Source organism: Heyndrickxia sp. FSL W8-0496 (genome assembly GCF_038007825.1).
In the GTDB taxonomy this organism is placed as follows: domain Bacteria; phylum Bacillota; class Bacilli; order Bacillales; family Bacillaceae_C; genus Heyndrickxia; species Heyndrickxia oleronia.
Genome location: NZ_JBBOXX010000001.1, coordinates 1,620,504 through 1,640,134, shown reverse-complemented (window position 1 = coordinate 1,640,134; position 19,631 = coordinate 1,620,504). Strand labels below are relative to the sequence as shown.

At 35.2% G+C, this 19,631-nt stretch carries 17 protein-coding genes and 1 other annotated feature; all 17 genes read right to left on the bottom strand.

Features of this window, described 5'->3' with window-relative positions; genetic code table 11:
• Window positions 1-108: 108 nt before the first annotated feature.
• The 17 genes from thrS to citZ all read right to left on the bottom strand — a co-directional run bounded on the left by thrS (window position 109) and on the right by citZ (window position 19,427).
• Complete coding sequence (gene thrS / locus NST63_RS08160; protein WP_341041783.1) at window positions 109-2,034, bottom strand: threonine--tRNA ligase; 1,926 nt, start codon at window positions 2,032-2,034, stop codon at window positions 109-111.
• 177 nt (window positions 2,035-2,211) lie between these two features.
• Window positions 2,212-2,440: a binding site (T-box leader), on the bottom strand.
• A gap of 73 nt (window positions 2,441-2,513) precedes the next feature.
• Entirely contained in the window at window positions 2,514-3,362 is an 849-nt protein-coding gene (locus NST63_RS08155; protein WP_341041782.1) for a putative sporulation protein YtxC, read from the bottom strand.
• A gap of 92 nt (window positions 3,363-3,454) precedes the next feature.
• A complete protein-coding gene (gene dnaI / locus NST63_RS08150) occupies window positions 3,455-4,390 on the bottom strand; it encodes a primosomal protein DnaI (RefSeq protein WP_058006630.1) in 936 nt (311 codons plus the stop codon).
• A gap of 7 nt (window positions 4,391-4,397) precedes the next feature.
• Complete coding sequence (locus NST63_RS08145; RefSeq protein WP_212943426.1) at window positions 4,398-5,795, bottom strand: replication initiation and membrane attachment family protein; 1,398 nt, start codon at window positions 5,793-5,795, stop codon at window positions 4,398-4,400.
• 82 nt (window positions 5,796-5,877) lie between these two features.
• Window positions 5,878-6,333, bottom strand: a complete 456-nt coding sequence (gene nrdR, locus NST63_RS08140) for a transcriptional regulator NrdR (RefSeq protein WP_058006632.1) — start codon at window positions 6,331-6,333, stop codon at window positions 5,878-5,880.
• Between the two features lie 121 nt (window positions 6,334-6,454).
• A complete protein-coding gene (gene speD / locus NST63_RS08135) occupies window positions 6,455-6,832 on the bottom strand; it encodes an adenosylmethionine decarboxylase (protein ID WP_058006633.1) in 378 nt (125 codons plus the stop codon).
• A 226-nt stretch (window positions 6,833-7,058) separates the two neighbouring features.
• Window positions 7,059-8,090 carry a glyceraldehyde-3-phosphate dehydrogenase gene (locus tag NST63_RS08130; RefSeq protein ID WP_071976972.1) on the bottom strand — a complete coding sequence of 344 codons (1,032 nt, stop codon included), beginning with the start codon at window positions 8,088-8,090 and terminating at the stop codon, window positions 7,059-7,061.
• A 184-nt stretch (window positions 8,091-8,274) separates the two neighbouring features.
• Complete coding sequence (gene coaE, locus NST63_RS08125; RefSeq protein ID WP_212943429.1) at window positions 8,275-8,877, bottom strand: dephospho-CoA kinase; 603 nt, start codon at window positions 8,875-8,877, stop codon at window positions 8,275-8,277.
• 13 nt (window positions 8,878-8,890) lie between these two features.
• Window positions 8,891-9,523 carry a sporulation membrane protein YtaF gene (gene ytaF / locus NST63_RS08120; RefSeq protein WP_058006636.1) on the bottom strand — a complete coding sequence of 211 codons (633 nt, stop codon included), beginning with the start codon at window positions 9,521-9,523 and terminating at the stop codon, window positions 8,891-8,893.
• A gap of 73 nt (window positions 9,524-9,596) precedes the next feature.
• Window positions 9,597-10,430, bottom strand: coding sequence for a DNA-formamidopyrimidine glycosylase (gene mutM / locus NST63_RS08115; protein ID WP_212943431.1), 834 nt, complete (start codon window positions 10,428-10,430; stop codon window positions 9,597-9,599).
• Between the two features lie 22 nt (window positions 10,431-10,452).
• Complete coding sequence (polA, locus tag NST63_RS08110) at window positions 10,453-13,086, bottom strand: DNA polymerase I (RefSeq protein ID WP_341041781.1); 2,634 nt, start codon at window positions 13,084-13,086, stop codon at window positions 10,453-10,455.
• A 109-nt stretch (window positions 13,087-13,195) separates the two neighbouring features.
• Complete coding sequence (gene hflC, locus NST63_RS08105; RefSeq protein ID WP_212943435.1) at window positions 13,196-14,131, bottom strand: protease modulator HflC; 936 nt, start codon at window positions 14,129-14,131, stop codon at window positions 13,196-13,198.
• The gene (hflK, locus tag NST63_RS08100) at window positions 14,121-15,095 is read right to left on the bottom strand and encodes an FtsH protease activity modulator HflK (protein WP_341041780.1); all 975 of its coding nucleotides are present in this window, start codon (window positions 15,093-15,095) and stop codon (window positions 14,121-14,123) included. The genes hflC and hflK overlap by 11 nt, the downstream gene beginning before the upstream one ends.
• A 99-nt stretch (window positions 15,096-15,194) precedes the next feature.
• Window positions 15,195-15,671, bottom strand: a complete 477-nt coding sequence (locus NST63_RS08095; RefSeq protein WP_058006641.1) for a MaoC/PaaZ C-terminal domain-containing protein — start codon at window positions 15,669-15,671, stop codon at window positions 15,195-15,197.
• A 129-nt stretch (window positions 15,672-15,800) separates the two neighbouring features.
• The gene (gene mdh, locus NST63_RS08090; RefSeq protein WP_212943439.1) at window positions 15,801-16,739 is read right to left on the bottom strand and encodes a malate dehydrogenase; all 939 of its coding nucleotides are present in this window, start codon (window positions 16,737-16,739) and stop codon (window positions 15,801-15,803) included.
• A gap of 117 nt (window positions 16,740-16,856) precedes the next feature.
• A complete protein-coding gene (gene icd / locus NST63_RS08085) occupies window positions 16,857-18,131 on the bottom strand; it encodes an NADP-dependent isocitrate dehydrogenase (protein WP_212943441.1) in 1,275 nt (424 codons plus the stop codon).
• A 180-nt stretch (window positions 18,132-18,311) separates the two neighbouring features.
• Window positions 18,312-19,427, bottom strand: coding sequence for a citrate synthase (gene citZ / locus NST63_RS08080; RefSeq protein ID WP_058006644.1), 1,116 nt, complete (start codon window positions 19,425-19,427; stop codon window positions 18,312-18,314).
• Between the last annotated feature and the right edge of the window lie 204 nt (window positions 19,428-19,631).

Below are 19,631 nucleotides of genomic sequence, written 5' to 3'. Positions count from 1 at the left end.
TCCTAACTAATCTGCAATAGTTTTTTTAAGATAAGAAAATATAGCATGTACTACCAAAGTCAGTCCAGCTTTGACGAGCTCCAGTGCATAACTAACACTAGACTTTTTTTATTTTACAACTTCTTTTTTTAAATCTGCGACAAATTGTTCAAAAGATACTGTTTCAGATTTTTGTTCGCCATACTTACGTACATTAACGGCATTGTCGCTTACCTCATTATCTCCAACGACAAGCATGTATGGAATTTTTTGCATTTGATGCTCACGAATTTTATAACCAATTTTTTCATCCCGTGAGTCTAATTCAACCCTAAATCCTTCAGCACGAAGTTTTTCCTCGACTTGTTTCGCATAATCAATATGAACTTCAGGTGATACTGGGATAACTACAGCTTGTACAGGAGCTAACCAAGTAGGGAAAGCACCTTTGTATTCTTCGATTAAATAAGCGACAAAGCGTTCCATTGTTGATACAACTCCACGATGGATAACGACTGGACGATGCGGTTTCCCATCCTCACCTACATATGTTAAATCAAAGCGTTCAGGTAATAAGAAATCAAGTTGAACTGTAGAAAGAGTTTCGTCTTTTCCTAATGCTGTACGAACTTGAACATCTAATTTTGGACCATAGAAAGCTGCTTCACCATCTGCTTCAAAGTATTCAAGTCCTAATCCATCCATCGCTTCTTTTAACATGCTTTGTGCTTTATTCCACATCTCATCATCATCAAAGTACTTTTCTTTATCTTCCGGATCACGATAGGATAAACGGAAGGAATAGTCAGTGATATCAAAATCTTTGTAGACGGCAATAATTAATTCAACTACACGTTGGAATTCCTCTTTTATTTGGTCAGGACGTACAAATATATGTGCATCATTCAAAGTCATTCCGCGAACACGTTGTAATCCTGAAAGTGCACCTGACATTTCATAACGGTGCATTGTACCTAGCTCAGCAATTCGAATTGGCAATTCTCGATAACTATGAATGCCATTTTTATAAATCATCATATGGTGCGGACAGTTCATTGGACGAAGAACTAATTGTTCATTATCCATCTCCATTACAGGGAACATATCTTCTTGGTAATGATCCCAGTGTCCACTTGTTTTATATAAGTCAACACTACCCATAATTGGTGTATACACATGATTATAGCCAAGACGTTCTTCCTTATCGACAATATAACGCTCAACAATACGACGGATTGTTGCTCCCTTTGGTAGCCACATTGGAAGACCTTGTCCCACTTTTTGGGAAGTTGTAAATAAATTTAATTCTTTCCCGATTTTACGATGATCTCTTTCCTTCGCTTCTTCTAGAAATTTTAAATGCTGTTCTAAGTCCTCTTTTTTAAAGAAGGCTGTTCCATATACACGTTGAAGCATTTTATTATCGCTATTGCCGCGCCAGTATGCTCCCGCAATGCTTAATAATTTAAATTCTTTAATTTTACCTGTAGAAGGAACATGTACTCCACGACATAGATCAAAGAATTCACCTTGTTCGTAAATCGTTACTTTTTCATCCGCAGGAATTGCATCAATGAGTTCTTGCTTATATTCATCACCAGCAAAAAGTTCTTTTGCTTCATCACGAGAAACTTCCTTTCGTACAATTTCAAGATTTTCGCTAATAATTTTCTTCATTTCTTTTTCTATTTTCGGTAAATCCTCAGGTGTGATAGATACTTCAAGGTCCATATCATAATAAAATCCACCTTCGATAACTGGCCCTACTCCTAATTTCACATTTCCAAAAATTCTCCGAACAGCTTGTGCCATTAAATGAGCTGTACTATGACGTAGTACCTCTAATGCATCTTTATGGTCGGGTGTAACGATTTCAATAGATCCATCAAACGTAATTGGTGTACGAAGATCAATTAATTTTTCATTCACTTTCCCTGCAATTGCTTTTTTCTTTAATCCAGGACTAATAGATGCTGCAATATCTTCAGTAGTTGTTCCATTAGGAAATTCCTTTACAGCACCATCTGGAAAAGTCATTTTAATCACTTCTGACATTCTGTACCACTCCTTCATTAATGCGTGAGTACCTTATTTGGTACTACAGCAGATTATATTATGTAGACTCTTTTTGCGTTTTTACTACATTTTTTAGTTGTAATCAATAGCATTCATTATACTCACTTGCTACAAAACTTTTTAAAGAGCCAAAAAATAAAAAAACTCGTTCCCTATGAAAGGGACGAGTTATATACACGTGGTTCCACCCTAAGTTTTCATATCAACGTGATGATATGACTTCGGATCATTATAACGGAATGTGTCCGTCAACTACTAATAGTCTAAACGTTCGCAGTTGAAGTTTAGAGGTGGTAAGTACTCAATTCGTGTTGGAAAGCTTTCACCATTTCTTTCCTCTCTGGGAACCGTAAAGGAATACTCTTGTCCTCATCAATACATTTAACTATTTTGATTGAATATGTACGTAATTATAGATGGTTCACCCGAGAAAATCAAGAGGTGTGTCAATAAATTTTTTAGTGATTAATAGGATACATGTTTTTTTCTTTCCAAAATTGTTCTTTCTCTAAAAGGATAACTCTTTCTTCAAAAATATTTTGAATGGTTCGGATCAATCCATTATCTGCAGAATCAGCGTATAAATATATATTTTTGGGCGCAATGGACAGTAAAGGAGCAATTGTAACAGAATCAATATAGACCGGATGATTCGTCATTAATCTTCTATCAATCATTTCTGAAATCTGCTCTTTTGATAATTCCTGATATTCTTTACTATAAAACTTCCCATACTCACCAAAATAAATACGAACAGTGTCCATACATGCCTTACGATTAGCCAAATAATCTCTTAACATTTGAATAAATACTTGATACTCTTGTTCCATTTTATATTCATCTATCGCCATTTCAACATATTGAATCAATTGTTCAAAATATTTTTTTAAGCGAAACTTGATTAATGAGTCAAAAGAAATCGATTTATGATCATCAAATAAAGAGAGAATTGCCTCTCGTATCATCACTTCATCATTCATTACACCAACCATTTTCATAAGTTCTGGACGTTCGCCATCAAACATTTCCGTTACAATGTCCAAAATATTATCTTGTTCGGACTCCTCTTTATAATAAAAATACTCTTTGAGAATATCTCGAGCCCAATCCATTCGTTTTTTTATTAGAATAAATTGAATAAATCCAGATTGTATTTCTTGTATTGGAACCTGATGATTATCAATCGTTAAAATATATTGCTTTTGATTTTGGAAAGTTGTTTCATAAAATGTTATCGTTTGATTTTTCTTGATAAAATATTCATGTAGCCAAATTGCATCAGATAATTCTTTAAAAACAAAATCCAAGCATATCCCCCCTCTACATGGAATCATCCATGATATATATATATGGGATGCTTGGACGATTTAGAAGTAGTAGTTACTTAAATGTATCTAGACTAGTGTCGCATATTGGGTCCATCTACACGTATTGGAATCGATAAGTATTTAATTCTTTCCATGATTCGGGCAGCTTTTATTTTTTCTTCTTCTCCTCTTTGAGAATAAGTAAGATGATGTTGTAGTTCCCCATAATCAAAATTGGATGAAAAAAAGGTAGGTAAGTTTTCTTGCATACGAAATTGCATAATCGATCCTAATATTTCGTCACGTGTCCAACTTGTCATTACTTCTGCACCAATATCATCCAGCATTAATAGAGGGGCTTTTTTTACAACCTCTAGTTTTTCATTTGTAGAATGATCACTTAATGATTGCTTCATCTCTCGGAAAAACTCTGGCACATAAACAATCAAGGAGGAAATTTGTTTATTTTCCGCTAAATGATTAGCAATAGCCCCTAATAAATAGGATTTCCCAACACCAAATTTCCCATAAAGATAGAGCCCCTTCATTTTTTTACCTAGTTCATATTCTCGAGCAAATCGCTCTGCATACTCATATGCCGTTAACCGTCCATCCGATTCCAATGAAAAATCACCAAATGAAGCTTGTAATATTTCCTTTGGTACATAAATGCTTTGAATTAATTCTCTTGATTTCTTTCTTTCGTCAGCTATTCGTTTCTTTTTACATGGACGATAGTGGAGATCAATCGAGTCTCTTCGCAAAATAATTTCTGGTTCAAAACCTTTCATCATATTTACACAAGAATCTAAACTAGGACAGTCCCTACAATCCTTTGATTGATCCTTATACTCATATAGCTTCATTAAACTTTTTTCAATCATTGATGTAGTAATCTCATCTTGGTGCTTTCTAAGAAACTCACGTATATCCGGGTGATTGATCACTTCTCTTTTTATATCATTCATTTGTTGTTGAAAACGACTATTCATAGTAAATCTCTTTAATGTATCATTTATATTTTCCATCTATACTTCACCTCCGATTTTTATATTGATTTTGAATTGATTCTAATCTTCGGCGCTTTTCCTCCATCGACTCTTTCTCTTTCAGTTGATTTTTTTCTTCGGTCTGATTATTTTCTTCATTAAACCAATCAGGTAATTTTTCTTTGCGAATCGGTTGTTTTCTTTGTGTTTTTTGATCCTTGTTTTTAGCCCATTGCTGATACTGTCGGTGCTCATTTTTTGCAAGATCCATTGCCTCTTTCACCGTCTTGACTTTTTTTCTTGCCCAATGAGAGGCTATTTTTTCTATATAATTTTTAGTGAGTTTCATATCTGTCTTAAGCATAACATAATGAATTAATACATTGACAACTCCTGGAGGAAGCTGCTGTTGAAACATTATCTCTTCGATTGCAACAAGGTCGCCTTTGGAAGGTTCTGCACCGTCCGAAATATCAATTAATAATTGACGCGGCGAGGTTGTTTCCAAATAATGGACTAATTGTTCTTCCTGTGTCATCGTATCATTTACACCAGCTTGACGTTGCAATCCCGGTTGAATTCGGTCAACTAATTGCGGGATCCCATCTGCATGTTCCAGTTGATACCAATCTCTCGCTGCTTTTCTCAAATCATTAATATCAATTTCCTGTTCTGCATTTAATGAACTCAGTAATAAACTTTTCATCTCAATCGCGTTAATACTATATAAGAATGCAAGGTTGGATATTGCTTCCTTCACTTGACGAGTGATAGCTTTCCTTGGAATTAGATATTCATTTAATCCAGCAAACAATAATTCAAAATCAAAATTCGCTACCTCTATTTGTATTTTACTCGTTTCATTTCTTGAGATATATTGACTATTGTTTTCAATAAGACTTGCGTTTTGAGCATCCATATCCTGGATAAAAGGATCATTATTCGTAGTAAATACATCCTGAAATGATCGAGTAATTTCTTTATGTGAATCTCTGTCAATCACATGGTCCGAGAAAAACTTTTTCATACGTTGAAAATGACTATGCCCTAATTGTCTATATAAAAAAACATTTAACATCCCATCCGTAAAAAATTGTTCAGGGGATAAGGGTGGCTGGAGCTCATAAATAAAACCCCGTTCTTCCCCATCTTTTTTCATATATGTTTTCAATAGTCCGATTCCCTCAAGCTTTAAACGGGCTTCATAGATCTCTCTCAAATTTAATCCTAAAAAATTCATTAAATGATAATGTGTCCAATCATCCGACCATATCCTATTGATTTCAATTTCGTTCCAAAGAGTCGAATACAAGCTATAACAATTAGTTCCAATTAATGGTTGATAAAGAAACGAGATGACCTTCCGATCATATTCATGTAGGATTCCATTTGAAGTTACCTGGTACCGATCAACAGGCTGTACCTCATTCCACATCTGATTCATGTCTACACTTCCTCAAAACACATTGATTTGAAAAGGTGACCCTAAGTGTAAAACACTCATTAGTTGGGTCACCCTCCATTTGCTAATCTTTTTTTATTAGTTCTTTCAATTCCTCAAGAAAAACATTGATATCCTTAAACTGCCTATAAACCGAAGCAAACCGGACATATGCAACCTCATCTACTTTTGCTAACTTGTCCATAACCAGTTCACCAATTAACTCCGAGTTAACCTCAGAATATCCTTGATTTCTTAAGTGCTGCTCTATATCTAACGTTATTTTTTCTAATTCCGCAAGAGCCACAGGTCTTTTTTCACAAGCTTTTATTAAACCTCGTAATATTTTATCACGACTAAACTCCTCGCGTACCCCTTCCTTTTTCACGACGATAAGAGGAGATTCTTCGACCTTTTCGAATGTTGTAAAACGATAGTTACATATTTCGCATTCTCTTCTTCTCCGTATAGAGCGGCCTTCATCAATAGGGCGTGAATCAACTACGCGAGTTCCATTATGTGAGCATGACGGACATTTCATATGATCAACTCCGTTCAAAGATCATTAATATCTTCATGATATAGAAAACTTGTGAAAATCACAAGAAAAAAAACGAGGTGTATGTCGATACACCTCGTTGCTCTTTTTTTATATTATTTTTTCATACATTTACTTGTTCTTTGCTAATTTGTACGGCTCCCATGCCACGAGGTAATTCAATCGTTTCCCTCTTTTCAGCATGTAAACTTTCTGCTATATAATCTGCGGCAATATTTGGATCTAAATTCCCGCATGTGTAAACATCAATACTAGCATATCCATGTTCGGGAAAGCTGTGAATAGTTAAATGTGACTCAGAAATAATAACTACACCGCTCACACCTTGTGGAGCAAATTTATGAAAAGCCACCTCGCGAATTTCAGCACCAGATTTTAATGCTGCATCAACAAACGTTTTTTCAATAAAATCCATATTGTTTAACTTTTCAAAATCGCAACCCCATAATTCAGAAATTACATGACGACCCATAGTTTCCATTGATCGTTCCCCCTTCAAACTTAATATTTTTGCCGTTAAAAAACATTGTGAAAAGCACAAATGTAACTACCACGGGGGAAAGTTAGTCCAAAGAGGTCCTAACCCTTTAAGTAGCCACAAATATTAAATTTTTAACTTCACGAAAAATAGTATACTTTGTTTAAATTCTTTTTGCAATAGAATGATAAAAAAAGCTTGCTATCCATGGATAGCAAGCTCATATATTTTATCCTATGTTTACTTTTGACTTTGTATTCATTTCTTTGGCAACAAATTTAGTTAAATCTACAACTCGACAGGAATATCCCCACTCATTATCATACCATGCAAGAACTTTCACTTTTCGTCCATCCATCACTATGGTCGATAAACCATCAATAATAGTTGAATGTGGATTCGTATTAAAATCAACTGATACTAGTGGCTCTGTCGTAAATTCTAGGATTCCATGCAAGGAGCCTGAGGCAGCTGTCATAAACGCCTCATTTACCTCTTCAACTGTTACTTCTTTCTTCAAATCTACAACTAAATCAACTAAGGATACATTTGGAGTTGGTACCCTTAAAGCCATTCCGTGAAGCTTCCCCTTCAGTTCTGGTAGAACGAGGGCTAACGCTTTAGCAGCACCTGTTGTTGTAGGTATAATGGATTGCGCACATGCACGGGCACGACGTAAATCTTTATGCGGATTATCTATATTATTTTGGTCATTCGTATAGGCATGGACAGTAGTCATTAATCCGTTTTCAATGCCAAATTGCTCATTTAATACTTTGGCGACTGGTGCTAAGCAGTTTGTTGTACATGATGCATTTGAAATGATGTCATGTTCATCAATTTTTAATGCGCTTTCATTTACTCCCATGACAATAGTTACATCTTCATTTTTCCCAGGGGCAGTTAAGATCACTTTTTTGGCACCGGCTTGTAAATGAAGTTCAGCCTTTTCTCGTGAATTAAATTTACCAGTTGCCTCAATTACAATATCTATATTCATATCTTTCCACGGAAGTTCTCCTGGATTCCGTTGATTTAGGAGTTTAATGCGATGTCCATTAACAATTAATGCTTCTTCAGTTGACAGAATATCTGCCTCAAATTTCCCATGTGTTGTATCATACTTAATTAAATGTGCTAAGCTTTCTGCAGGATAACTTGCATTGATCGCTACTATATCTAATTCATTCTCTAATATCGCTTTTCGGAATACCATTCGTCCAATTCGACCAAATCCATTAATTGCTATTCTTGTTTTCATCAATGTTAGCCTCCAATATTAAAGTTATACTCATTAAGTGGATTTTCTAAAAATAGTATAACACATTAATCGAATTATGTAAGTACAAATATGTTTCTATTTATAAATTCCAAATAAAAATAGGGAGATTCCTAATATTTATAGGAATCTCCCTTATTTGTGTTATTCTATTTACCTTATAAATTTAAGGTTTAAGGAACCATTTTGTAATGATTTCATTTAATTGTTGTTCTGTCTCATCAATCGTTCCATTATTATTAATTACAGCATCAGATTTCTCAATTTTTTCTTCAAGTGGCATTTGTGATTGAATTCTTGCCATCGCCTCTGTCTCCGTGAATTGATTTCTATCCATCAGTCTTTGTAATTGGATGGATTGCTCAACATAGACAAGGATCGTTTGATCTACCATATAACCGAGATTACTTTCAAACAATAATGGAATGTCCATAATAACCGTCTCTTTCCCCTGTTTAAGAGCTGTTTCTTTTTCTTTTTGCATGTATTCTCTAACAGCGGGATGAACAATTTGATTTAGCATTAGCCGTTTTTCTTCATCATGAAAAACAATGGTTCCTAGTTTTTTTCTGTCCAGATTCTGATCTTGTTGTAAAATCTCTGGACCAAAAGCTTCAACTATTTGTTTATAGGCATCTTCACCAATTTCAACAACTTTTCTAGCAGCAATATCTGCATCCACAATAGCAAAGCCTTTTCTTCTTAATAAGTTAGAAACTGTACTTTTTCCACTCGCAATACCACCGGTTAGTCCTATAATCTTTGCCATATTTATAACCTCACTAAAATTTAAATACTCCGATTAATATTAGTAATACACCCGGTAAAAAAGAAATTTTTTGCATCCAATTAAGATGGGAGAACATTTTTCCTAATTTTAATCCACCTGTTACAAATAAAAAGCTCATTAACGCAACTAGAATACTTAAGTAGGTTGGAGAATATCCAAGCATAGCTGCTCCAATTCCAGCTCCAAAGGCATCTAAAGACAAAGCAAATCCAAGCATAAACGCTTCAATTCCATTTATGGCTCCAGAATTGTCAAAATCCGCACTCGTTGGCTTTTTTAATATATTTATGACTACACCGAGTGAACGAATTTCAACATTTAATACTACTTTTTCATCCTCTTTTGTTGATACCTTTTCTGGCTTAAAAAATTGATACAAGACCCAAATGCCAATCAAAATTAATATGATTCCACCCAATCGATTGGCGAGATTAGGATCGATAAACGACTGTAGAATCCTCCCAAAGACACATGCAATTCCCAATGAAAGTCCGGAACAAATCGCTATAATCAATATAGATTTTATCGGGATTTTCATTTTTCTTAAACCATAAGTAAAACCTGCACTAAAATTATCTAAACTAACAGCAAAAGCCATTAAAAAGAGTGATAACTGAAAGCCCATGATAAAGCTCCTTCCTGTTCTCACATCACTAACTATAATATATGGAAGGAGCTTATCAGATGTTAAAATTTAATTAAGGCTTATTCTTTTGACAGTTTGGACAAAAATGAGTTCCTCGACCCGCGGTGACAATTTTCTCTATAGGGGTTCCGCATCGTTTACACTCTTCCCCTTTACGCCCATATGCGAGTAATTGCAATTGGAACATACCAATTTCTCCTTGGGAATTTACATAGGAACGAATGGTACTCCCACCTTTTTCTACAGCTTCAGATAAGGTAGCGATAATTTCTTGATGAAGATTTGTTAATTCATCGCTATTCAAGGTGTTGGCCTTTCGTTCAGGATGTATCTTTGCTCTAAACAATGCTTCATCCACATAAATATTGCCAAGTCCTGTAACAATTGTTTGGTCTAAAAGTACAGGTTTTATCTTTCGTTCAGTTTTCTTAAGCTTTCCCTGCAAATATTGGTTAGTAAATGCGCTTGAAAACGGTTCAGGACCTAATTGTGATAATGGAAGGTCGTTGTTTTCTTCACCCTTCAAAAATAAATGCATTGTCCCAAATTTTCGGACATCGCGATAACGCAGCTCTGTTCCATCGGTAAAATGAAATATGACATGTGTATGCTTATCATATGGTTCGTCAGTATTAAATAAACCATATTTTCCTTCCATACGTAGATGGGAAACGAGAGCGTAAGTATTTAGATTAATAATTAGAAACTTCCCTCTTCGATTAATATCTGTAATTGTTTCCCCGATCAATGCATCCTTAAATTGTTCAACCTCAACCGGCTTTTTTACGATTTTAGGCCAATGCACCTGTACATTATCAATCGTTTTCCCTACTACAAGATTCTGTAATGTTCTTCTAATCGTTTCTACTTCCGGTAATTCAGGCATCATAAATCTCCTCTTTTATTACTTATTTTGCATCAAACCAAGTAGGACCGTATGCATAGTCAACCTTAAGAGGTACAACTAATTGAACTGCATTTTCCATCACTTCAGGTACAATTTTTTTTAAAATATCAATTTCATTACTAGGAGCTTCAAAAATCAATTCATCGTGTACCTGTAAAAGAAGACGCGCTTGTAGGTTTTCTTGTTTTAATCTAGCCGCCATATCAATCATTGCTTTCTTAATAATATCAGCGGCACTTCCTTGAATCGGTGTATTCATTGCAGTTCTCTCGGCAAAGCTACGAATATTAAAGTTTCTGCTAGTTATTTCAGGTATATATCTTCTTCTTTTTAGAATTGTTGAAACATAACCCTTTTGTTTTGCATCCTGAACAATATCCGTCATAAAATCTTTTACCCCAGGATAACTCGCAAAATAGCGTTCAATAAAATTCCCTGCTTCCTTCCTTGTAATACCTAAATTTTGTGATAACCCATAATCACTAATTCCATAAACTATTCCAAAGTTAACTGCTTTTGCTTGCCGACGCATATTATTGGTTACTTCATCTTTTTTCACATGGAATACATCCATCGCTGTCTTCGTATGAATATCCATATCTTCGTTAAAAGCTTCGATAAGCTTTTTATCAAAAGCAATATGAGCTAATACACGCAACTCTACTTGTGAGTAATCAGCAGAGAAAATGAACCAATCCTCTTCAGTTGGGATAAAGGCTTGTCTTAATTTACGTCCCTCCTCTAGTCGAATGGGGATATTTTGAAGATTAGGGTCAACCGAGCTTAGTCTTCCTGTTTGAGCAAGAACTTGATTATATCTTGTATGAATCCTACTATTGTCTAAATGAACAACTTTTAATAAACCTTCAATATAGGTTGATTGTAATTTACCTAATTGACGATAGTGGAGGATTTCCTTAACAATCTCATGTTCAGATTCAAGCTTTTCAAGTACATCTGCAGATGTTGAATAACCCGTTTTAGTTTTCTTATACACAGGTAATCCTAGTTTTTCAAATAATATAACACCTAATTGCTTTGGAGAATTAATATTAAATGACTCACCAGCTAATTCGAACACTTTTTCTTCTATTGATTGTAAACGTTCAGTCAATTCTTCCCCCATCTGTTTTAAACGGTCAATATTCACCATAATTCCAGTTGATTCCATATCTGCTAAAATAAATGAAAGAGGTAGCTCAAGCTCTGTAAAGAGTTCTAGCTGATCATTTTTCTCAAGCTCCTCTAAGCAAGAAATAACCAAGCTAGCAATTCCAACAGCCTTTCTCACTACATGGTCAGCAAGGATGTTCTCTTCTGGAACTTTTCGCTTCACCCCTTTACCGAACACCTCTTCATCACTATGAACTATGTTATACCCGTGACGTTTCGCAACGGATGCAAAATCTTCCACAGTTTCCGAAGGATTGAGTAAATAAGAAGCAATTAATAAGTCAAAATCTATTCCTTTCAGCTCCACACCAAAACGTCTTAAAGCAACAACTGCAGCTTTTCCATCATATACAAATTTTTTCTTTGTTTCGTCTTGCGCCCATGTTTTAAATGCACTAGAATTCAAAGCAGTCTTTACCGGTAAATAAAATACTCCATTTTCATTACAAATACTTAGACCAATTATTTCACCCGTATGATAATTCTCTTCAAAGATTTCCAAATAAAGAGCACTCTCGTTCGTAAACAGTTCATCTGTGATTTCTTCAATTATTTGATATTCGAGCTTGTCGAACTCTTCCTTTTGATCAGGGTTATGTTTGACATCTAATTTATCTATTAATGAATTAAAACCTAGCTCTTTGAAAAGAGTAACTAGTTTTTCATCATTACTATTTTCATATGCTGTTTCATCCACTGATATAGTTACAGGAGCTTCACGAGTAATTGTTGCAAGCTTTTTACTCATGATTGCTTGTTCTTGATATTCCTCGATTTTTTCTTTTAATTTCTTCCCACTAACTTGATCAATAGATTGTAATAAGTTTTCTACTGTTTCATATTCCTTTAATAGTTTAATGGCTGTTTTCTCTCCGACTCCAGGAATTCCAGGAATATTATCCGATGAATCACCCATTAATCCCTTCATATCAATAATTTGCTCTGGAGTTAAACCATATTTTTCTTTAATGTGCTCTGGTGTATACTCCTCTATTTCTGTGATCCCTTTTTTAGTAATGCATACTGTTGTATGTTCTGAGCTTAGCTGTGTTAAATCCTTATCTCCAGATATTACCTTCACTTCAAAACCATCTTTTTCAGCCTGAAGAGAGAGTGTCCCAATAATATCATCAGCTTCATAGTTTTCTAATTCATACCTTTTAATCCCATAGGCATCTAGTAGCTCTCTAATAAATGGAAATTGTTCCGAAAGCTCAGGTGGTGTTTTCTGCCTCGTTCCTTTATATTCTTTAAATGTGTTATGACGAAAAGTCGTCTTCCCTGCGTCAAAAGCCACTAATAAATGAGAAGGCTTTTCTTCATTCAAAATTTTCATTAGCATCGTTGTAAAACCGTAAATGGCATTGGTATGGATCCCTTTATCATTGTTTAATAATGGTAAGGCAAAAAATGCCCGATAGGCGATACTATTTCCATCAATTAATATTAGCTTTTTTTCCAATCGTTTCCCCTCCAGATTTATCGTATCCGAGTAGTTACCTTACCCCATTTTATCATGTACACGCCTGAAAAGGAAAATGGCCAGCATCGTTGCTGACCATATCAGTCTATTATTTTGTATAGCCCATTAATAATTTTGCATATGGTGAATCTGATGGGAGAATGATCATTGTTTGGTCACCAATTGTCTTTTTGTATGATTCTAATGTTCTAAAAAGATGGTAAAACTCTTTATCTTTCGAGAAAGCTTCATTATAGATTTTAGCTGCCTCTCCTTCTCCTTCGGATCGGATTACTTCTGCATCCGCTTGAGCTTTTGAAAGCATTTCTTTTACTACTTTATCCGTTTTGGCCTCGATCGTATTTTTCTCAGCATCACCCTTAGACAAATATTCTTGTGCCTTCGTTTCTCTTTCAGAAATCATTCGAGTATAAACGGATTGCTCATTTTCCTCAGGTAAGTCGGTTCTTTTTGTCCGAACATCAGTTACGACGATGCCGTAGTTATCCTTAGCTAAAAGATCGTTAACCATATCAGTAACCTTATCATTTAAACTTCCTCTCGATGATACTTCATCATTAATAATTTCTTCATAATTTAAGTTTCCTAATTCGGCACGGACAACTGAATAAATAAACTCTTCCATTCTATTTTCAGCATTATCAACATTTCTAGCATTCGTAATCATTTTTTTAGGGTCTACTATTTTCCAAATAGCATAATTATCTATAATCATTCGTTTCTTATCTTTTGTATTAATTTCTGCTTTCGAGACATCATAGGTCATTTGATATTTTGGAAGTGTTGTCACACTTTGAATAAATGGCAGCTTAAAGCCCAATCCTGGTTCACTTTTGATTTTTACCACTTCACCAAATTGCCGGATGACCTTATATTCTCCCTCTTTAACAATAAAGATATTTGATAGGATTAGCCCGAAAATAATGATTAAAATAATAAAAAATATCCCAATCTTTGTATACTTTCTCCAGTTCATTTCCCCAAGCTTTGTCTCTTTCATATTAATGACGTTATCATCCTTCATTATTTTGGTCGCCTCCCTCTTCTTTCTTTTCTGTTATTGGTGTTTCTTTTTCTAACGGAGGGATCGGCAGGTATTTCATCGTATTCCCGTCATCATTCATAATGTAGATTTCTGCCCCAGGAAGAACCTGCTCAAGAGTTTCAATGACTAGGCGCTCTTTAGTAATTTCAGGATTTTTTTTGTATTCATTATAAAGTTTATTGAATACTGCAACATCCCCACGAGCTATTTGAATTCTGGATGCTTTTTCCCCTTCGGCTCTAGATATTAGTGCTTCCTTCTCTCCTTCTGCTTCATTCATTCGCTTATTTTCGTATTTCTTTGCTTCATTAATTTTCGTATTCATTGTTTCTCTCGCATCCGTGACATCTGTAAAGGCTTTTCGGACATCTGTATTCGGGAGCTCAACATCCTGTAATTTTACCGCCATTATTGAAATACCAATGTCATATTTTTCAATTAATGAAGTCAATAATTCACGGACACCTGCCTCTATTTCAGCTTTCCCAGATGTAAGTGCATCATCAATTTTCGAGCTTCCTATAATACTTCTCAAAGAAGATGATGTAGCGTTATATAAAATTTGATTCGGCTGCTCAGAATTAAATAGATATTTCTCCGGATTAGTTATTTTCCATTGTACAACTAAATCAGCCATGAGGATGTTTTCATCCCCAGTAATCATTTTTGTTTCATCAGGGTAATCTTTCACCTTATTTTTCTTTTGATCATAACCAAATTGCAAACTAAAAGTCTCTCGTGAAAGCTTTTCAACCGATTGGACTGGCCAAGGTAACTTAAAATGGAGTCCTGGTTCCTGGATAGCTTCCTCTGCTTTACCAAATGTTAGTATCACTGCTTGCTCTGATTCATCCACAGTATACCAAGAAGAAACAAGCACAATCCCAAGGATAATGATTGCTATAATGAATCCTGTAATTGTATAAATTCTTTTTAAACTCAATCAAACCACCCTTTCTCCCCCTATTTATCTATCTTTATGTACGTATTTATTTGTAAAAGGTTCCGAAAAAAATAAAAACGATCCGATTATTGGATCGTTTCAAAAATTATCTAATACTTTTTCATTTAATGTTTCTATTCTATGTGGTGGACATACAGTTAAAAAACCTTGAATAACTGTTTCGTTTGCATCATTGGTTGCTTGAATTTGAATATCTATCAAATGTTTATCTGGATGTACATCTACTACTTCGAATAGGAAATGAATCGAGCTATAATGATAGATAGGTTTTAAAAATTCTAATTTCTGAGTAACCACATGTGACCCCGGACCTGGTAAATACTTGGATATAGCCGACGTAATCATACCTGTTAGCATGATTGTTGGTACAATTGGCTTTTCGAATGGAGTTTGGGCAGCATAATCATGTTGTATGTATAATGGATTTGCATCATTTGTCAATCCTAAATATAGAAGGAGGTCCTTATCCTCAACTGTTTCAGTTAAGGTTAATTTTTCTCCAATAGATATTTCTTCAATTTTTCTCCCAATCTTTCTCCTTTTTCCTAAAAGCATTACAACATCCCCCTTTGTTTTTGAAAACGATTACATTTATTATATCATAATATTTAATAAGTACTTCGATAGAAAAAGGGATTTTTCAAAAGAATCAAATCCTTTCGAAAAATCCCTTTTTCTATTTATTTAAGCTAATACATTCATTACATTTTTAACAGATTCAGCCGATTTATCAAGCGCAGCTTTTTCCTCTGCTGTCAATTCTAGTTCGATTATTTTTTCAATACCATTAGCACCTAGTACCGTTGGAACTCCAAGATAGATCCCATCATATCCATATTCACCTTCTAAATAAGCGATGGAAGGCAGAACCCTACGTTGATCTTTTACAAGTGCCTCAACCATTTCCACTAAAGAAGCTGCAGGTGCATAATAAGCACTACCATTACCTAGTAAGTTTACAATTTCTCCACCACCAGTACGTGTACGTGCAACAATAGCATCTAACCGCTCCTTTGGGATTAATGTTTCCAAAGGAATGCCGCCAGCATAAGAATAGCGCACTAACGGTACCATATCATCCCCATGGCCACCAAGAACAAATCCTGTTATATCCTTTACGGATAAATTCAATTCCTGTGCAACAAATGTACGGAAGCGAGCAGTATCAAGTACACCTGATTGACCGATTACACGGTTTTTAGGGAATCCGGACTCTTTGAATACTGTGTATGTCATTGCATCAACTGGATTGGTTAATACGATAATGAAGCAGTTTGGAGAATACTTAACCACTTCCTGTGTTACACTTTTCATTACTTTTTGGTTTGTTTGTACTAAGTCATCACGACTCATACCTGGTTTACGAGCAATACCTGCTGTAATGACAACTACATCAGAATCTTTTGTATCTGCATAATTAGACGTTCCGATAATATTAGCATCAAACCCTTGAACAGGACCAGCTTCTAACATATCAAGTGCCTTCCCTTTTGTAGGATTTTCTGCTTGAGGAATATCAACAAGTACAATATCTCCAAGCTCTTTTTGTGCTAAAAGGAATGCTGTAGTTGCACCAGTAAAACCGCCACCAATAACTGAGATTTTTTTTCTGTTCATAGTCATTTAAAAAATCCTCCTTGAATGGTTAGTCATGTAATGATTCTGTACAGATCTATATTAAAACTGCCGGCGATAAGTATCAACCGGCATTTTTTTGTCACCTGTTGCCAGGCTCCCTTATTATATTTCCATATTTTTGATTAGCTCTGTTCCAAATTCAGAACATTTCACTTCTGTAGCCCCATCCATTAGACGAGCAAAATCATAAGTGACAACTTTTGAAGCAATTGTTTTTTCCATAGATTTAGTAATTAAGTTAGCAGCTTCATTCCAACCTAAGTGTTCAAGTAAAAGAACACCAGAAAGGATTACTGAAGATGGATTTACTTTATCTAATCCAGCATATTTAGGTGCTGTTCCGTGTGTTGCTTCAAAAATAGCATGACCAGTTTCATAGTTGATGTTTGCTCCTGGAGCAATACCAATTCCACCTACTTGAGCAGCAAGTGCATCAGAAATATAGTCACCATTTAAGTTCATTGTTGCAACCACATCAAATTCACGTGGACGAGTTAATATTTGTTGTAAGAAGATATCAGCGATTGAATCCTTTACAAGAATTTTTCCAGCAGCTAAAGCTTCATCTTGTGCTTTATTCGCAGCATCTAAACCTTGTTCTTCTTTAATTTTATCATACTGTGCCCAAGTGAATACTTTATCGCCGAATTCTTGTTCTGCTAGCTCATAACCCCAGTTTTTAAAAGCTCCTTCTGTAAACTTCATAATATTTCCTTTATGTACAAGAGTTACAGATTTGCGTCCTTCTTTAATAGCATAGTTAATTGCTGCGCGTACCAAACGCTTCGTTCCTTCTGCAGATACCGGCTTAATACCGATTCCAGAAGTTTCAGGGAAGCGAATTTTATTCACACCCATTTCGTTTTGTAAAAATTCAATGACTTTCTTCACTTCTGCAGAACCTTCTTGATATTCAATACCTGCATAAATGTCCTCAGTGTTTTCACGGAAGATTACCATATCAGTATCTTCAGGACGTTTTACAGGAGATGGAACACCCTCAAAATAACGAACTGGGCGTAAACATACAAATAAGTCTAATTCTTGACGTAAAGCTACATTTAATGAACGAATACCGCCTCCAACAGGAGTAGTAAGTGGTCCCTTAATTGCTATTAAATATTCACGAATTACGTCTAGAGTCTCAGAAGGAAGCCATTCACCAGTTTTATCGAATGCTTTTTGACCAGCATAAACTTCTTTCCACTCAATTTTACGCTCACCTTTGTATGCTTTTTCAACAGCTGCATCTAGCACTCTTTGTGATGCTGCCCAAATATCAGGTCCTGTACCGTCACCTTCAATAAATGGGATAATTGGATTATTTGGTGTGTTTAACACGCCATTTTCTACTCTGATTTTTTCACCTTGTGACATTTCTTTCCCTCCAATTCATTTTAAAAGCTCAAGCACCTCGATGGACTTTAAAAAACTTTTTAAATCTCGAGGGTGAGACATTAATGCAAAAACAGTATCAAAGGTTAGAAGAGCAAACTTCTAACCCGAAGATTACATGTATATTAGACCAATTTTTTTTAAATTTGTAAATAATTTGTCTTAACGATTTTCAATTGGTACATACGTTTGCATTCCGGGACCCACATATTCAGCACGTGGTCGGATCAAACGGTTATTTGAATATTGTTCAAGGATATGTGCCAACCAGCCAGAAACACGACTAACCGCAAAAATTGGTGTAAATAAATCATGATCGATTCCTAAGCTATGGTAGACAGATGCAGAATAGAAATCAACATTTGGTGGAAGAGCCTTTTCTGAAGTAACGATTTCTTCAATTTTTGTAGACATTTCATAGTATTGAGGCTCACCAGTTAATTTAGTTAATTTTTCTGACATTGCTTTCAAATGTTTAGCACGAGGGTCCCCTTGGCGATAAACACGATGTCCAAATCCCATAATCTTCTCTTTATTTGAAAGCTTGCCGTGAATATAGGAATCAACATTTTCTACGGAGCCAATTTCACTTAGCATTTTCATTACTTGCTCATTCGCACCACCATGAAGAGGTCCTTTTAATGCACCAATTGCTGCTGTTACACCTGAGTAAACATCTGACAATGTAGCAACACAAACACGTGCAGTAAATGTAGAAGCATTAAGTTCATGATCAGCATGAAGAACGAGAGCTTTGTTGAATGCCTCAATCGCAATTGCTTCTGGTTCTTCTCCAGTTAGCATATAAAGAAAGTTAGCAGCAAAACCGAAGTCGGTTCTTGGTGCAATTGGTTCCAGCCCTTTACGAATACGTGCAAATGCTGCTACAATGGCAGGCATTTTTGCTTGAAGACGAACAGCTTTACGGAAATTTGCTGCTTCTTCCATTACATCTGCTTCTTCATCGTAAAGTCCTAAAGTTGAAACAGCTGTACGCAATGCAGCCATTGGATGAATATTTTTTACTGGGTATGCTTTCATTGCATTAATTACTTCTTGAGGTAACTCCATATTATTCGCTAATTGTTGTTTTAAATCATTTAGTTCTTCTTTGTTAGGTAGTTTAAGATGCCATAATAAATAAATTACTTCTTCAAAGCTAGCATTTTCTGCTAAATCATCAATGTTATAACCTACATATGTAAGGGTATCATCGATGATTGAACTGATTGAAGTACTAGCTGCAACAATTCCTTCTAGACCTTTCGTTGCTGTCATGATCATCTCTCCTTTTTATCCTTCTATTATCCTAATTAAGGATGCTGATATGATAATAATACTTTAGTTATTTCTATACCCGAAAATCTTCGGGATTAACACGTTTGCCCCACTATGTACTAACGAATGCAAGCGGTCACATATCCTATTATAATATAATTAAAATTCTTGTCTATTTTGGGGCATTGTTAATTCGCTTACATT

Bases quoted from the DNA above. Each gene is read 5' to 3' on its own strand.
- mutM (WP_212943431.1), bottom strand. From the start codon at position 10,430: ATGCCTGAATTACCGGAAGTAGAAACGATTAGAAGAACATTACAGAAT.
- speD (WP_058006633.1), bottom strand. From the start codon at position 6,832: ATGGAAACTATGGGTCGTCATGTAATTTCTGAATTATGGGGTTGCGAT.
- NST63_RS08145 (WP_212943426.1), bottom strand. From the start codon at position 5,795: ATGAATCAGATGTGGAATGAGGTACAGCCTGTTGATCGGTACCAGGTA.
- mdh (WP_212943439.1), bottom strand. From the start codon at position 16,739: ATGACTATGAACAGAAAAAAAATCTCAGTTATTGGTGGCGGTTTTACT.
- dnaI (WP_058006630.1), bottom strand. From the start codon at position 4,390: ATGGAAAATATAAATGATACATTAAAGAGATTTACTATGAATAGTCGT.
- citZ (WP_058006644.1), bottom strand. From the start codon at position 19,427: ATGACAGCAACGAAAGGTCTAGAAGGAATTGTTGCAGCTAGTACTTCA.
- NST63_RS08095 (WP_058006641.1), bottom strand. From the start codon at position 15,671: ATGCTTTTAGGAAAAAGGAGAAAGATTGGGAGAAAAATTGAAGAAATA.
- ytaF (WP_058006636.1), bottom strand. From the start codon at position 9,523: ATGGGCTTTCAGTTATCACTCTTTTTAATGGCTTTTGCTGTTAGTTTA.
- icd (WP_212943441.1), bottom strand. From the start codon at position 18,131: ATGTCACAAGGTGAAAAAATCAGAGTAGAAAATGGCGTGTTAAACACA.
- NST63_RS08130 (WP_071976972.1), bottom strand. From the start codon at position 8,090: ATGAAAACAAGAATAGCAATTAATGGATTTGGTCGAATTGGACGAATG.
- nrdR (WP_058006632.1), bottom strand. From the start codon at position 6,333: ATGAAATGTCCGTCATGCTCACATAATGGAACTCGCGTAGTTGATTCA.
- coaE (WP_212943429.1), bottom strand. From the start codon at position 8,877: ATGGCAAAGATTATAGGACTAACCGGTGGTATTGCGAGTGGAAAAAGT.
- thrS (WP_341041783.1), bottom strand. From the start codon at position 2,034: ATGTCAGAAGTGATTAAAATGACTTTTCCAGATGGTGCTGTAAAGGAA.
- hflC (WP_212943435.1), bottom strand. From the start codon at position 14,131: ATGAAGGATGATAACGTCATTAATATGAAAGAGACAAAGCTTGGGGAA.